We start from the raw sequence: 16,188 nt of genomic DNA on the forward strand, positions 1-16,188 counted from the left end.
CGCTTTTTGATAGGAAACTCTTTACAATATTATAATGATAAAATTTAGACAATAAAGGAGGCGAGATGGATGATGGATTTAGATACAATAACGAGTATATCCACGCCAATGGGCGAAGGTGCGATAGGTATTGTACGTTTATCTGGTGCTGATGCAGTTAACGTTGCTGACAAGTTATTTAAAGGAAAACAAAAACTTGCAGATGTAACATCTCATACAATTAATTATGGTCATATTATTGATCCAGAATCAGAAGAAGTTATAGAAGAAGTAATGGTTTCTGTGCTACGTGCACCGAAGACGTTTACGCGTGAAGATATTGTTGAAATCAACTGTCACGGTGGTATTTTAACAATTAATAGAGTGCTTGAATTAACAATGAGTAATGGCGCACGTATGGCTGAACCGGGAGAATTTACAAAACGTGCATTCTTAAATGGACGTATTGATTTGTCCCAAGCAGAAGCAGTGATGGATTTTATTCGTTCTAAAACCGATCGTGCATCAAAAGTTGCAATGAATCAAATAGAAGGCCGTTTGAGTGATATGATTAAACGACAGCGACAATCCATTCTCGAAATCCTTGCACAAGTCGAAGTTAATATAGATTACCCAGAATATGATGACGTAGAGGACGCTACTACAGAATTTTTATTAGGTAAATCAAATGAAATTAAAGAAGAGATTAATAAATTATTAGAAACTGGTACGCAAGGTAAGATTATGAGGGAAGGCTTATCTACAGTAATTGTCGGTAGACCGAATGTTGGTAAATCATCAATGCTCAATAATCTGATCCAAGATAATAAAGCTATTGTTACAGAAGTGCCAGGAACGACACGAGATACATTAGAAGAATACGTTAACGTTCGAGGCGTACCACTAAGATTAGTAGACACAGCAGGTATTCGTGAAACTGAAGATATTGTAGAGCGCATAGGTGTTGAACGTTCCCGAAAAGCATTAGGCGAAGCAGACTTAATCTTATTTGTACTAAATTATAACGAAGCACTTTCTGAAGAAGACCGTAAACTTTATGAAGTGATTAAAAACGAAGATGCGATTGTTATTGTAAATAAAATGGATTTAGATAAACAATTAGATATAGATGAAGTTAAAGCAATGATTGGAGATATGCCGTTAATCCAAACTTCTATGTTGAAGCAAGAAGGAATAGATCAATTAGAAATACAAATTAGAGATTTATTCTTTGGTGGCGATGTTCAAAATCAAGATATGACGTATGTATCTAATTCAAGGCATATTTCATTATTAAAAGAGGCTAGAAATACAATTCAAGACGCAATAGATGCTGCAAAATCAGATATACCAATGGATATGATTCAAATTGACTTGACGAGAACTTGGGAAATATTAGGTGAAATCATCGGAGAATCCGCAAGCGACGAATTGATAGATCAATTATTTAGTCAGTTCTGTTTAGGAAAATAATAAGGAGGAAAATAGTATGGCTCAAGAATATGATGTAATAGTAATAGGAGCCGGGCATGCTCGGTATTGAAGCAGGACTTGCTTCAGCTCGACGTGGTGCAAAAACGCTTATGTTAACAATTAACTTAGATAATATTGCGTTTATGCCATGTAATCCATCAGTTGGTGGACCGGCAAAAGGAATCGTCGTGCGTGAAATTGATGCTTTAGGTGGACAAATGGCCAAAACGATTGATAAGACCCACATTCAAATGCGTATGTTGAATACGGGCAAAGGCCCAAGCAGTGAGAGCATTACGTGCACAAGCAGATAAAGTATTGTATCAACAAGAAATGAAAAAAGTAATTGAAGATGAAGATAACCTTGATATTATGCAAGGCATGGTAGACGACTTAATGATTGAAGATGATGTGATTAAAGGCGTACGTACTAACATTGGAACAGAATACTGGGCAGAGGCAGTTATTATTACAACAGGTACATTTTTACGCGGTGAGATTATCTTAGGAAACATGAAATATTCAAGTGGCCCTAACCACCAATTACCATCTATTTCATTAGCCGATAATTTAAGAAATCTTGGCTTTGAAGTTGTTAGATTTAAGACAGGTACACCACCTCGTGTAAATGCGAAAACAATTGATTATTCTAAAACTGAAATCCAACCAGGTGATGAGGTAGGTAGAGCGTTTAGTTTTGAAACTACTGAATATATCTTAGATCAATTACCATGTTGGTTAACATATACAAATGCTGATACACACCAAGTAATTGATGATAATTTACATCTTTCAGCAATGTATTCAGGGATGATTAAAGGTACAGGTCCAAGATATTGTCCATCAATTGAAGATAAATTTGTGCGTTTCAACGATAAACCACGTCACCAATTATTCTTAGAACCAGAAGGACGTAATACGAATGAAGTATACGTACAAGGATTATCTACAAGTCTTCCAGAACATGTACAAAGACAAATGGTAGAAACAATTCCTGGTCTAGAAAAAGCAGACATGATGCGTGCAGGTTATGCAATTGAATACGATGCACTCGTACCTACACAATTATGGCCAACACTTGAAACTAAAAAAATCAAAAACTTATATACTGCTGGTCAAATCAACGGTACATCAGGTTATGAAGAAGCGGCTGGACAAGGTATTATGGCTGGTATTAATGCAGCAACTAGAGTACAAGATAAAGATGAAGTTGTCTTAAGTCGTTCTGATGCATATATCGGTGTATTAATTGATGATCTTGTTACGAAAGGCACAAATGAACCTTACCGTTTATTAACATCTCGTGCAGAGTATCGTCTATTGATAAGACATGATAACGCTGATTTACGTCTCACTGATTTAGGTCACGAATTAGGAATGATTTCTGAAGAGCGTTATGCACGTTTTAATGCAAAACGAGACATGATAAAATCAGAACAAGAACGATTAGGTAGTATCCGAGTGAAACCACATGATCGCGTTCAAGAAATTATTGAAGCCCAAGGCGGTTCTCGCTTGAAAGATGGTATTTTAGCATTAGAGCTGTTACGTCGTCCTGAAATGACTTACGATTTAATTCTTGAAATTCTGGATGAATCACATGTACTTCCATCTGATGTTGAAGAACAAGTGGAAATTCAAACGAAATACGAAGGCTACATCAACAAGTCATTACAACAAGTTGAAAAAGTAAAACGTATGGAAGAGAAAAAAATTCCAGAAGACTTAGATTATAGTAAGGTAGATAGTTTAGCGACTGAAGCGCGTGAAAAATTAGCAGAAGTTAAGCCATTAAACATTGCGCAAGCTTCTCGTATTTCTGGTGTGAATCCAGCTGATATCTCAATTTTACTTGTTTTTCTTGAACAAGGAAAAATCCAAAGGGTGAAAAATTAAGATGAGTGTAGAATGGTTAACTAAGCAACTCAGTACACAAGGTATAGAACTTTCTGAAGAACAACAACGACAATTTCAAACGTATTATCAAATGCTTGTTGAATGGAATGAAAAAATAAATTTAACAAGTATCACTGAAGAACATGAAGTGTATTTGAAACATTTTTATGATTCAATTGCGCCAAGTTTTTATACGGATTTGACTAAAGAATTAACAATTTGTGATGTAGGTGCTTGGTCTTGGTTTCCCAAGCATTCCTTTAAAAATTATTTTTCCGAATTTAAAAGTTACAATTGTAGATTCGTTAAATAAACGTATAAACTTTTTAAATCAATTAGCAGAGGCGCTAGACCTTGAAAACGTAAATTTCGTGCACGATCGTGCCGAAACGTTTGGCAAAGGAGTCTACAGGGAGTCTTATGATATCGTAACTGCACGTGCTGTTGCTAGACTTTCAGTATTAAGTGAATTGTGTCTGCCTTTAGTTAAAAAAGGCGGTCAATTCATTGCTTTAAAATCTTCTAAAGGTGAAGAAGAATTAGAAGAAGCACGTTTCGGTTTAGGTATTTTGGGTGGTAAAGTGCGAGAAACAATTTCATATGAATTGCCAGAAGAAGCAGGCGAGAGACAAATGATGATTATAGACAAGAGAAGTCAGACACCTAAGAAGTATCCTAGAAAACCAGGAACACCGAATAAGTCTCCATTGCTTAACAAGTAAATGCAAATCAATACAATTAATTTAGAGGGAGCGCATGGAAAATGAAGAAACCTTTTTCTAAATTATTTGGTTTAAAGAACAAAGATGACATTGTTGGTTATATTGAAGAAGATCATAATAATAGCGTTGAATCTATTCATATCGAACGTATTGTGCCAAACCGTTATCAACCAAGACAAGTATTTGAGCCAAATAAGATAAAAGAACTCGCAGAATCAATAGAAGAACATGGTTTGTTACAGCCTATCGTCGTACGTCCAATTGAAGAAGATATGTTTGAAATCATTGCGGGTGAACGTAGATTTAGAGCGTTTCAATCACTTGGTAAAACACACGCAGAAGTCATTATTAGATATTTAGATGATGAAGAGACTGCTGTGGTTGCACTTATTGAAAACATTCAACGTGAAAACCTATCCGTCGTTGAAGAAGCGGAAGCATATAAAAAGTTATTGGAAATCGGGGATACCACACAAAGTGAATTAGCTAAAAGTGTTGGTAAAAGCCAAAGTTTCATAGCTAATAAATTGCGTTTATTAAAATTAGCACCTAAAGTCATCGAACGTTTACGTGAAGGTAAGATTACTGAACGTCACGCTCGTGCAATGTTAAGTTTATCAGAAGAAGATCAAGAAATAATGGTTGAAACTGTTATTAGCCAGAAGCTAAATGTAAAACAAACAGAAGCACGAGTGAAACAAAAAGTTGGCCCTGAAAAGGTGACGGCTCAAACATTTGGCTTTGAAAAAGACTTAACTGACGCACGTGATGCAGTTGGTAAAAGTCTTGAAAGCATTGAAAAAAGCGGCATTAAATATGAACATCAAGCTAAAGATCATGACGACTATTATGAAATAAAGATTAAATTATACAAACGTTAATATAACCAAAATGAAACAATCTGGGAAATAGATCCTAGATTAAATCACTGACTGTTAGAATCCTCATTGGAAATCTAACAGTCTTTTTTAATGTTTAAATTTTATTAAGTTAATATAAAAATTCCATTGTAATATTGTGATAAATCAAAAACTGTGATTAAATTAAGAAAACGCTTACACATTATCTAAAGGGGGGATGATAATATGATTACGTTTATCGTGTCTATTATTTTATTAGTTGTAGGTTATTTCACTTATGGTAAATATATCGATAAGATGTTTGGAACGAAAGAGGAACGTCCGACGCCAGCATTTCATCAGAGGGACGATGTCGATTACTTACCGATGAAGACATCATCTAATTCACTGATTCAATTATTAAATATTGCGGGTGTTGGTCCAATTTTCGGACCAATTATGGGAGCACTTTATGGACCTGTCGCATTTATTTGGATTGTTGTGGGTTGTATTTTTGCAGGGGCGGTTCATGACTATTTAACTGGGATGATTTCAATCAGAAATAAAGGGGCTCATTTACCTGAGCTTGCTGGTAAGTTTTTAGGAAAAGTGATGAAACACTTTGTTAATATTTTCTCTATTTTATTATTACTCTTAACAGGAACAGTATTTGTGACAAGTCCGGCATTATTATTACATGATTTATTAGACGGACGTATTGCATTAGGCATCATTATTCTTGTTATCTTTATTTATTACATTCTTTCTACGATTTTACCTATTGATAAAATTATTGGCCGTATTTATCCAATATTTGGGGCATTATTATTAATTAGTGCGGTTGGTATTGGTTTCCGTCTTATTCAAACAGGCGCACCGATTCCAGAGATTAATTTAAAAAATATGCATCCTGATGGGGCATCTATTTTCCCATTATTATTCTTCACGATTACTTGTGGGGCGTTATCTGGTTTCCATGCGACACAAACGCCAATTATTTCTAGAACAACGAAAAAAGAAAATAATGGTCGTTTTATCTTTTACGGTATGATGATTGCTGAAGGAATTATAGCTATGATTTGGGCAGCAGCAGGTATGAGTCTATTTAATGGTTACAATGGACTTAGTGATGTATTAGCGCGTGGCGAAGCAGCTTTAGTGGTAAGTGAAGCTTCTCATTTATTATTAGGTTCTGTCTTAGGGACCATCGCAGTGTTAGGCGTAATCGTCTTACCGATTACGAGCGGGGATACATCTTTCCGTAGTGCCAGAATGATTATTGCTGATTACTTAAATTATGGTCAACGTAGTGTTGTAAAAAGAATTATCGTAGCCGCACCATTATTTGTAATTAGTTTCGCTTTGACTCAAGTAGACTTCACAATACTTTGGCGTTATTTCTCTTGGGCTAACCAAACCACTGCAACTGTTGCTTTGTGGGTCGGGGCTATGTACTTACTCATGGCTAAAAAGAATTTCTGGGTGGCAGCAATACCAGCCGTGTTCATGACATGGAATATATTTACATACATTCTCAGTCAGCCAATCGGTTTAGGATTAGATCTTACATTAAGCTATGTGATAGCATTTGGTCTGACAATACTATGGGTTCTGTACTTTGGTTATCAATATAAGAAAATCACTGAAGGTGAAGAGTTTGAATTAGATCACCAAATTCAATATCAGCAACAAACGACTTAAGTTTTTATATTGGCAGTACTTGGCCGATAGCTAGTTAAACTTGTGGGGTGGATATGAAATCAAATTATGATTTCTATCTTGCCCTTTTTTGTGCTGTCTAAAGGCAGTCTAAAAAACGTTGGTATCATAGGGTGTAAAAGCATTTTGACAATTGAAAAGGTGCATATGTCAAAGAACTTTGGTAGTCTAATAATGATTTCCATATTAATCTCTAGTCAAAGGAGCACGACAAATGAATTTAGGTTCTCAAATTAAGTATTTCAGACAACTCGATTATTTATCTCAAGAAGATTTAGCAGAGAAATTATATGTTTCACGTCAAACAATTTCTAATTGGGAGAATGATAAGAGTTATCCAGATGTTCATAATTTACTTATGCTCAGTTCATTGTTCGATGTTTCTTTAGACGATTTAGTCAAAGGAGATGTGGAGATTATGGAACAGAAATTAAAGCAAACAAACTTTAACTTGTGGTCACATTTAATGGTGTGGCCGATGTTATTAGTAGCAATTTTATTTGGTCCAGCGCTTTATTATTGGGGAACGGTTGGCATTGTCATTGAGGTTGTACTATTTATTATTGCGATGTACGCTTCTATTAAAGTAGATTTAATTAAGAAGTCTAATAATATGCAAACTTACGATCGAATCGTAGCATTTATGAAGGGTGAAGATCCTAATGAGGTTAATACTACAAAACTAAGAAATACCCTGACATTTATATATAGCTTCATATTAATCGTAGGCGGTTTTTTAATCATTTTGCTATTAAGTATGTATTTTTTCAAATAGAAAATATAGTAAAAAGCATCTTTCAAATTTTGAAAGATGCTTTTTTATGTAAATGGGACTGAATGAACTTTTTATTATTTTTAAAACTTTTATTAAAAAATATCACAGTAAATGTTTGAGCAAGCAGTTTAGTAGTAATCAACTCCCTACAATTTAATAAATTTATTTGTAGATAATGTAGATAATGAAATACCTTAAAAATCAAGACACGTGCATGCTCATCGGCATTCATTTCAAAATAAAAAAATAAAGAATATAGCTAATATTAAGTGAATTATTATCCTTAAATTGTATTTAATTTTAAGGAGTAAAAAACTACTCCAATATAAGAAAGCGTTTACAAATAAGAAATAAGGTGATATATTAACGTTAATTTGGTTAGTTAAATTAACAAACCAACCAAAAATAAGGGGGCATCGCTAAAAGTTAACGCGTAAAGATAACTATACATATTACTGGTTTGGACATTCTAATTTATGAATAGTTGTTTTGTTAATCATCTATGAGCAGTGCATACATTAAAAATTAATGGGGTGGGGATTATGTCCGTTAGTTATGATTCTAAACAAAGTGATAAGAATGAACGATTAGGTATGCCAGAGAAGATTACTTTTGGTATCGGGGATTTTGGAGCGAATTATAGTTGGACCTTTATTGCATCTTTTATAATAATTTATATGACTGATGTAGTGGGTGTTGTCGGTTCAGTAATAGGTACTATTATATTGATTTGTCGGTTTGCAGATGGTTTTTCGGATTTGTTTATGGGAAGTATCATTGATAATACAAATACAAAGATGGGCAAGGCTAAGCCATGGGTCTTTTGGACCGCTCCTATTTTGGGAATCTTAACTATTTTATTATTTAATGTGCCACAATCTTTTGGTGATACTGAAAAGATTATTTATATCTTTTCAATATACTTTTTGATATCAGTAGTGTTTTATACTGCCAATAATGTTGCATATTCTTCTCTTATTTCATTTATGACTAAAAATGAAACTGACCGTGTTTCATTGGGAAGTATCCGTTTTATTTTTGCTAACTTAAGTGTTTTGTGTATTACGACATTTACCACATTTTTAGTTAATGGATTTGGTGGTAATCAGCAAGGTTGGACTGTTACATCTATTATTTATGGCGCATTATGTGCTATACCGTTAATGATTGCAGGATATTTTGTAAAAGAAAGAAACGTTGCAACTAAGAAATATGACCACATTGATAAAAAAGGTGTCAAAAAACAAAAAAACCGCATACCTTTTACATTAATTATAAAAACATTAATGACAGAAAAATACTTTCTTATTACTATTGTTTTATATTTACTATGGTATTTACGTCAAACAGATAATAGCATGAGAATATATTATGCTACGTATATTTTTAACGATGAAAATGTTATGGCGCTTTTAAGTTTTGCTACTTTAATCCCAACAATTTTAGGTTTACTACTTGCAGCCTAAATTTTCAGAAAAGGTTGGAATTAAGAAAAGTATCATTATTGGTTTAGTAATATCAATAATTTCTTATATCATTATGAGTTTGTTTTCGGAAAACTTAACTATGTTAGTTATAGGTTTAGTTATACATGGTATAGGAATCGTACCATTTACTGCCGCACTCAGTGGTATTGTTGCAGATATTGGCGATATTATATATTGGAAAACAGGGGTACCAGTACAAGGGTCAGTGTTTAGTTTGGCTAGTGCCGGAATGAAAATTGGATCAGGTCTACAGTCAGCTATTGTAGGGTGGTCATTGTCCATCGGTGGTTATGTCGCAGGAGCTTCAATACAATCTGAAAGTACTATATTTGCCATAAAATCGATGCAAATATACTTTCCGTTTTTAATGGTTATAATGATAATGATTGTTACGTTCTTTTTAAATTATGAAAAATTCATAGGTAAGGTTAAGGACCAAATAAGAAATAATGAAGTGGGAGAACTGAGAAATAAACAAATATATAAATAAGCGGAGGTTATATTATGTCAAAAAAATTATATGTAGCTAAAACAGGATCAGATTTTGCTAAGGGGTCTGAGGATGAGCCGTTATTAACAATTAATAAAGCGGCTTCGCTTGCGTTACCTGGGGACACTGTAATCGTTCATGAAGGCATATATAGAGAAGAAATAAACGACATAAATTCAGGATTAAGCGAGTCTCGCAGAATTACATTTGAAAGTGCAAAAAATGAAAAAGTGACTGTAAAAGGCTCTGAAGAAATAAATGATTGGCATCTTGTAGAAGGAAATATATGGAAAGTAGAAGTTCCTAATCAATTATTCAAAACATTTAATCCTTTTTCAGTGAAATTATTTGGTGATTGGCTTGAGGTTGATAATGATCAGACTTTAGGGCAAGTATATTTAAATGGTCATGCACTATTTGAAGTAAATGCTTTTGATAGATTGAAAAATCCACAAAGCGTCGAAAAAGTATTTGATCATTGGACTGAAAAAGAAGTTGATTTTGATTACGCTGATTTATCGACATTTTTATGGTATGCGGAAGTAGATGAAAATAGTACTACGATTTACGCTAATTTTCAAAACTATAATCCAAATGAAGAATTAATAGAAATCAATGTCAGAGAACACGTATTTTCGCCAAGTCAAACACATACTAATTATATAACAATTCGTAATTTTGAATTAGCGCATGCGGCAACACAATGGTCTCCACCTACAGCTAAACAGACTGGTTTGATTGATACGAATTGGAGTAAAAAATGGATCGTAGAAAATAATTATATACATGATTCGATGTGTAGTGGTGTTTCAATTGGTAAAGAGATATCTACCGGACAAAACTTTAGTTCAATTAGAAAAGATAAACCTGGTTATCAATACCAAATAGAAACAGTTTTTAGTGCTGTTAATGCTGATTGGAATAAAGAAACGATAGGATCACACATTATTAGAAATAATAAAATTAGCGATTGTGGACAAAATGCTATTGTGGGTCATTTAGGGTGCGCTTTTAGTGAAATATATAATAACCATATCTTTAATATTGGTAATAGAAGAGCGTTTTTTGGATATGAAATTGCCGGTATTAAACTACATGCGGCTTTAGATACACAAGTTTATAATAATTACGTTCATAACTGCTCTTTAGGTATGTGGTTTGATTGGCAAACTCAAGGAACAAGAATTAGTAAAAATATATTCAATGAAAATACAAGGGATCTTTTTGTAGAAGTGACAAGCGGACCTTATCTCGTCGATAATAATATACTAACTGCTGATTACGCTTTAGATAATCATGCTCAAGGTGGCGCTTATGTTAATAATATTATTAACGGTGAAATGGTTCATAGATTGATGCTAGATAGATCAACGCCTTACCATGTGCCACATAGTACATTAGTCGCTGGATTTGCTCCAGTTTATGGAGGAGACGATAGATTCTACAATAATATATTTATAGGGAAAAATGCTGTAAATAATATTGGAACTGAACTGTATAATGGTTATACAACATCTTTAGAAGAATATAAGTATTTGGTCTCTCAAGAAGAAGGAGATCACCAAGCTTATCATAAAATAAAACAACCTGTTTTTATTAACAATAATGCTTATTTCAATAAAGCCAAACACTTTGAAAAAGAAGAAAATAATTTAATAGATGAGAACTTCAATCCTGCGTTATCTTTAGAAGAAGAATCAGAAGGTTTATATCTTAACATTTCATTACCAAGCATCATTTTTTGAAATTAAAGGAGAAACCCAATCAAGTGATACTTTACCTAAAGTAAGACTAGCAGATGCAGACTTTGAAAGTCCAAATGAAAAGCCAATCAGTATTAATACTGATTTAGTAGAAAATATGAGAACGGATACTACTCTATTAGGACCGATTGAAAATTTACAAGCTGGTGAAAATAAAGTGCTAATTTGGAAACACAATGAAAACGGTGACTATCTGTAGGACTAAGTCATTATTATACAGATAAAATGCACAAAATAATTAGACCGCTATAACATTCACAAATGAAAAACAGCCTCAATTTTTAAAAATTGAGGTGCATCCCAAAAGTTGGACATAAAAATTCAACTTTTAGGGATGTTTTTTTATGTCAAAATACTATCAATCTATTTTTATTATTGTTTCATACAGAAGCAATGTGCTTTAACGGTTGATTTATGATAATATAGAATAATTGTTTTTTTATTTAATTTATTTAAAAACTTTTTATTAAAACCATAGGAGATATTAGTTTATGAAATATTATGAAGAAATACCTGTTATAAGAGCTATAGCCACGATGTTAGTTCTATGTATACATTTAACAGCTCAATTGTATAATTCAAATGGCGTCATAACAGATCCTATTTTGTCATATTTTAATCAAATAGCGAGATTAGGAACACCAATTTTCGCCGTAATCAGTGCATTTTTGCTTACAAGTTCGACTTTGAATAGAAAATTTAGTTTATTATACTTTATCAAATCAAGATTCACTAAAATCTTTATACCTTATATACTATGGACAACTTTATATATAGTATTGAGGTATCTTTTTACTAATACATATTATCCTCCAGGGACGCCTTTAATAAAATACTATATACTTGGTACAGCTGAAATACATTTATATTTCATTTTAGTAGTAATTCAATTTTATTTACTATTTCCATTCGTACACAAACTTAAAAAGGGGTTACCATTAATAGTAGCATATATCATTGCGACAATAATAAATGTAATTTGGTTGAATTATGGTAGAGGTGAAATCACATTCCAAAGTGACTTATTAAACGCTTTTGTTAATAGTAAAGCATTTATATTGAATTGGCTTTCTTTCTTTTTCCTTGGCATTTGTTATGCGAAGTTTTATAAAGAAATTAATAGAACAATATTAGAATATAAAATTTATTTCAAAATAATAGGGATGATATTATTTGTTGATTTAATAATCAGCATTGATATTACAAATTTATATGGTTCAAGCAGTATAGCTAACATCATTTATATACCATTCTTTCTTGCGCTATTAATTATATTTTATAATCATGTTAAAAATTATAAGTATTTAATGAAATCTTTAACAGTTATAGGAAATTATTCTATGGGGATATACTTGATTCATGTTTTATTAATTATGATATATAGACAGTACCCTTATGCAGATATTGTTAATAATCCATCTACATTTGTTATTTCTTATATCGTTATATTATGTCTTTCTGTAATATCCATTTATTTAATAAGTAAATTGCCTTTTTCAAGTTATATTGTACCGATTCCAGCTAAAAAAACTATTATTAATAAGCGTGTACGAAATGAGAAGACATAGTGAAGCTGTAATATGAGCATTAAGGTATTAGAAAGAACAAGCTTTCAGGACGACAGACTTATCCATCTACAAATAGAGAAAATAAGTAAATAGATATGTAAGAACATTTTGAATGCTAAAGCGTAAAATTTAAATGAGAGGCTGAGACAAAATATGTGTCTCAGCCTCTCATTTTATCTATTTTAGTGATTGAATTGATAAGATCTATTTAGTTCACTGTTATTCTTTTGTATTACAACCTTCTTTAGAACCGCAAGAGCTGCATTTTCCTTCTTTAGATTTTTTCATAAATTTAGTTAATGTAAATATAGTGTAGCCAAAAATTGCTAAAAAGATAACGATGTTAATGATAATCGACATAAAATCACGTCCTCAAATAAAAAATTGGCTAACTTGGTAGAAGATGAATGTCAGTATATAGGCAGCAATTAAAGGATAGGCTACTGCGAATATTGTCCATTTTAAGGCATAGGTTTCCTTACGAATGGTTGCTACAGTCGATAAACAAGGTATGTACAATAGGATAAATATCATAAAGGCATAGGCTGATAATGGCGTAAATTGATCTTGAACGATATTTACTAATCCGGCTTCATCTGAAGCGTAAATAATAGCCATCGAACTAACTATGACTTCTTTAGCTAAGAACCCTGGAACAAGCGTTGCGCCTGCTTGCCAAGTTCCGAATCCTAAAGGTGCAACTAAAACTGCAAAGAAACTTCCTATAAAATGTAAAAAGCTGTCGTTTACATCTACGTTGAAACCACCTGGTCCTGTATAATTTAAAAGCCAAATAACTACTGAACCTGCAAAGATGAAAGTTCCTGCTTTTTTAACAAATCCTTTTGCTTTTTCCCAAGTACTTCTCCAAAGTGTTTTGATAGAAGGTAAACGATATGTCGGTAATTCCACGATAAATACTGAATCATCATTTTTCAGCACAGTTTTAGTCAGTAAGACACTTGTTAATAATGCGATGACAATGCCAAGCACATAAAGACTTAACACAATGAGCGCTTGATTTTGCTCGAAGAAAACACCAACAAATAATGCATACACAGGTAGTCTTGCAGAACATGACATAAACGGTGCAATTAAAATTGTTGTAAGACGTTCTTTCTCACTTTCAATACTACGTGCGCCCATAATACTAGGCACGTTACACCCGAAACCAATAATCATAGGAATAAAGGATTTACCACTTAAGCCAAAGGTTTCCATAATTCTATCCATCAATATAGCTATACGTGCCATGTAACCTGAATCTTCTAGTAAAGAAATAAAGAAGAAGAGTACGATAATCTGAGGGACGAATACTAATACACCCCCAACACCCGCAATCACTCCGTCAGTAATTAAATCTTGTAAGAAAGCTACAACACCAAGGTTATCCATGACTGACTTAACGGTATCGGTAAATGTGCCACCAAGAAATTCATCAAGCTGATCAGATAATGGTGTACCTACCCATGTAAATGTAATGTGGAATATGAGCCACATGATACCTAAAAAGATAGGGATACCTAATATTCTATGTGTTAGCAATTTATCTATACGATTAGAAAGATATTGTTGTTCTTCATCAGGATATTCAATCACCCCGTCTAATAATTGAGCTATGTAGTCGCTACGTTTACGTTGTACTAATTCACGAATAGAACAGTCTAGTAAATCAGATAATGTTTCACGTAAAGGGATGATTTTTTCTAACACGACTTCATCGAGTAATTCATGAATTTTAGGATTGTCTAAAGGAATTGTATAGCGATAAATCTGAAAAGCTGTTTATCGAAAGAAGTGTGTTCAGATAAATATTTTTCAATACAAGATATTGTATCTTCAAATTTTTCGCCATAATTTATTCGTAAAGGTCTAGATTTTGATAATGAATGGTCTTTAAGCGCATGTAATAAATGAGTCGTACCTTTACCACTTCTCGCTAGGATAGGTAATAAGGGTAGTTTTAATTTCTTCATTAGAGCAGTCTGATTAATACGAATACCACGTTTTGTGGCTACATCTATCATATTTAAGCCGATAATAATGGGTGCCCCTAATTCCATTAATTGAACTGTTAATTGTAAATTTCGTTTGAGTTGGCTTGCATCTATGATATTGATCATACCTGAGAAGTCATTGTTTAATAAGTAGTCGGTCACTACAGTTTCATCTTTAGAAATAGGTGACAGTTCGTATATACCAGGTAAATCTATAAGGCTTCCGGCGTTCTCTTTTAGACGGCCGACCTTCTTCTCAACGGTAACGCCGCTCCAGTTGCCTACATATTCGTAAGTGCCAGTTAATGCATTAAATAATGAGGTCTTACCTACATTAGGATTTCCTAGGATACAATAGCTATTATTCATGTGCTTCCTCTAAAAAAATCTGACATGCATCACAACCACGTATACTTAAACATTGGTCATTAACTTCTAAAATACAAGGCCCTTTGAATAAACATTTTTGCTTAATTTTCACGTTCGTTCCGTTATTTAAGCCTAGCGCATTTAAACGTTGTAACATATGTTGGTTTTTAATATGTAGAGCTTTAATTTTATAACGTTTTTCCAAAGTGGCTGTCTCGATATTTAGCATAGTCATCACTCTTTCTTAATTGTAAATAATAATCATTGTCAATTATACAACTAAGTTTTGTACGATAAAAGCGTTTTAAATATTAATTTTGTGGACATTTTGTTAAAAGACATTGCAATGCTCATAGATTTCATTAAACTTGTAATAAAATCTATCTGAAATATATATTAACCTTGAATTAAGGGTATAGATAAGTGAGCAAAAATATTGTATATTTACACGATAGGTATTACACTCGAATCAAACTTGAAATGAAGCGGTCCAGTTTTTTAGATATTTTGATTTGTAAATATAGTTTTTAATACATAAAAATAAAGACACCAAGACGATTTGTTTTCAATCCATCAGTAGCAATATGTAAATAGTTTATATGCATTAAGGGTTTGTAAAATGCGCATAATGTAGGAGGGATTCAAATGGTTATTCGTGAAAATAAACGTATCAAAGTCAAAAGATTGAATGAAACACGTTCTAGTGGTATTTCTGTGATGATTGAGGAAGGCGGATTGGGAGCCGATCAATATTATCAAATAGAAAAGCAAAACACGGAAACTTCAGAAGAGCATTTACACCAATTTGAAAATGAAGTTCGTGAAAAGAGTGACATTGAACTTATAGATTTATTAGTTGTAAATGCAAAAGAAAATACAAATACAGATTATAATGAAGCGTTGCAAGTAATTCAAGAAGAGATACTGGATCGCATGAAATAGTGATTAAATTCATACAATTGAATAATAAAATGAGCATATGAAGGCTATTGATAGGGGGTAATTAGAACTATATCAGTAGCCTTTTTAGTATGTTAGGCTGTCTAAAGTACGTCTAGAATATTAAAAATGATTAGAAATACCAATGAGAACATAAAAAAGGAACGGGAAT

At 32.8% G+C, this 16,188-nt stretch carries 10 protein-coding genes and 4 pseudogenes; 11 read left to right on the forward strand and 3 right to left on the reverse strand.

Going from position 1 to position 16,188, the window contains the following annotated elements; genetic code table 11:
• The first annotated feature begins 72 nt into the window (after positions 1–72).
• The 10 genes and pseudogenes from mnmE (at position 73) to ABLV95_RS13200 (ending at position 12,711) form a co-directional block, all read left to right on the forward strand.
• Positions 73–1,452 (forward strand): tRNA uridine-5-carboxymethylaminomethyl(34) synthesis GTPase MnmE, encoded by a 1,380-nt coding sequence (gene mnmE, locus ABLV95_RS13155; protein WP_141714387.1) that lies wholly within the window; start codon positions 73–75, stop codon positions 1,450–1,452.
• A gap of 16 nt (positions 1,453–1,468) precedes the next feature.
• Positions 1,469–3,348, forward strand: a pseudogene (gene mnmG, locus ABLV95_RS13160) (tRNA uridine-5-carboxymethylaminomethyl(34) synthesis enzyme MnmG).
• Position 3,349: 1 nt separating this feature from the next.
• Positions 3,350–4,070, forward strand: a pseudogene (rsmG, locus tag ABLV95_RS13165) (16S rRNA (guanine(527)-N(7))-methyltransferase RsmG).
• Positions 4,071–4,111: 41 nt separating this feature from the next.
• Entirely contained in the window at positions 4,112–4,951 is an 840-nt protein-coding gene (locus ABLV95_RS13170; RefSeq protein ID WP_002506209.1) for a ParB/RepB/Spo0J family partition protein, read from the forward strand.
• Between the two features lie 204 nt (positions 4,952–5,155).
• Positions 5,156–6,610: a carbon starvation CstA family protein gene (locus ABLV95_RS13175; protein ID WP_277579972.1), complete on the forward strand. Its 1,455-nt coding sequence runs from the start codon at positions 5,156–5,158 to the stop codon at positions 6,608–6,610.
• Positions 6,611–6,842: 232 nt separating this feature from the next.
• Positions 6,843–7,403, forward strand: a complete 561-nt coding sequence (locus ABLV95_RS13180; protein ID WP_427705681.1) for a helix-turn-helix domain-containing protein — start codon at positions 6,843–6,845, stop codon at positions 7,401–7,403.
• 542 nt (positions 7,404–7,945) lie between these two features.
• On the forward strand, positions 7,946–8,869 hold the full coding sequence (locus tag ABLV95_RS13185; protein ID WP_460875951.1) for an MFS transporter: 924 nt from the start codon (positions 7,946–7,948) through the stop codon (positions 8,867–8,869).
• Positions 8,859–9,380 carry an MFS transporter gene (locus ABLV95_RS13190; RefSeq protein WP_460875953.1) on the forward strand — a complete coding sequence of 174 codons (522 nt, stop codon included), beginning with the start codon at positions 8,859–8,861 and terminating at the stop codon, positions 9,378–9,380. Before ABLV95_RS13185 ends, ABLV95_RS13190 begins: the two co-directional genes overlap by 11 nt.
• A 14-nt stretch (positions 9,381–9,394) precedes the next feature.
• Positions 9,395–11,342 (forward strand): annotated as a pseudogene (locus ABLV95_RS13195) (right-handed parallel beta-helix repeat-containing protein).
• Between the two features lie 292 nt (positions 11,343–11,634).
• Complete coding sequence (locus tag ABLV95_RS13200; protein WP_427705679.1) at positions 11,635–12,711, forward strand: acyltransferase; 1,077 nt, start codon at positions 11,635–11,637, stop codon at positions 12,709–12,711.
• 219 nt (positions 12,712–12,930) lie between these two features.
• On the opposite strand, the gene ABLV95_RS13205 is transcribed toward ABLV95_RS13200, so the two are convergent.
• The 3 genes and pseudogenes from ABLV95_RS13205 to ABLV95_RS13215 form a co-directional block, all read right to left on the reverse strand.
• A complete protein-coding gene (locus tag ABLV95_RS13205; RefSeq protein WP_081325276.1) occupies positions 12,931–13,071 on the reverse strand; it encodes a FeoB-associated Cys-rich membrane protein in 141 nt (46 codons plus the stop codon).
• Positions 13,072–13,083: 12 nt separating this feature from the next.
• Positions 13,084–15,077: pseudogene (feoB, locus tag ABLV95_RS13210) on the reverse strand (ferrous iron transport protein B).
• Entirely contained in the window at positions 15,070–15,306 is a 237-nt protein-coding gene (locus ABLV95_RS13215) for a FeoA family protein (protein WP_277579966.1), read from the reverse strand. The pseudogene feoB and the gene ABLV95_RS13215 overlap by 8 nt, the downstream one beginning before the upstream one ends.
• 416 nt (positions 15,307–15,722) lie before the next feature.
• On the opposite strand from ABLV95_RS13215, the gene ABLV95_RS13220 reads away from it, so the two are divergent.
• Complete coding sequence (locus tag ABLV95_RS13220) at positions 15,723–16,019, forward strand: hypothetical protein (RefSeq protein WP_069817358.1); 297 nt, start codon at positions 15,723–15,725, stop codon at positions 16,017–16,019.
• The last annotated feature ends 169 nt before the right edge of the window (positions 16,020–16,188 follow it).

The sequence above is a fragment of the Staphylococcus sp. Mo2-1 genome (genome assembly GCF_046721385.1).
Lineage (GTDB): Bacteria > Bacillota > Bacilli > Staphylococcales > Staphylococcaceae > Staphylococcus > Staphylococcus equorum_A.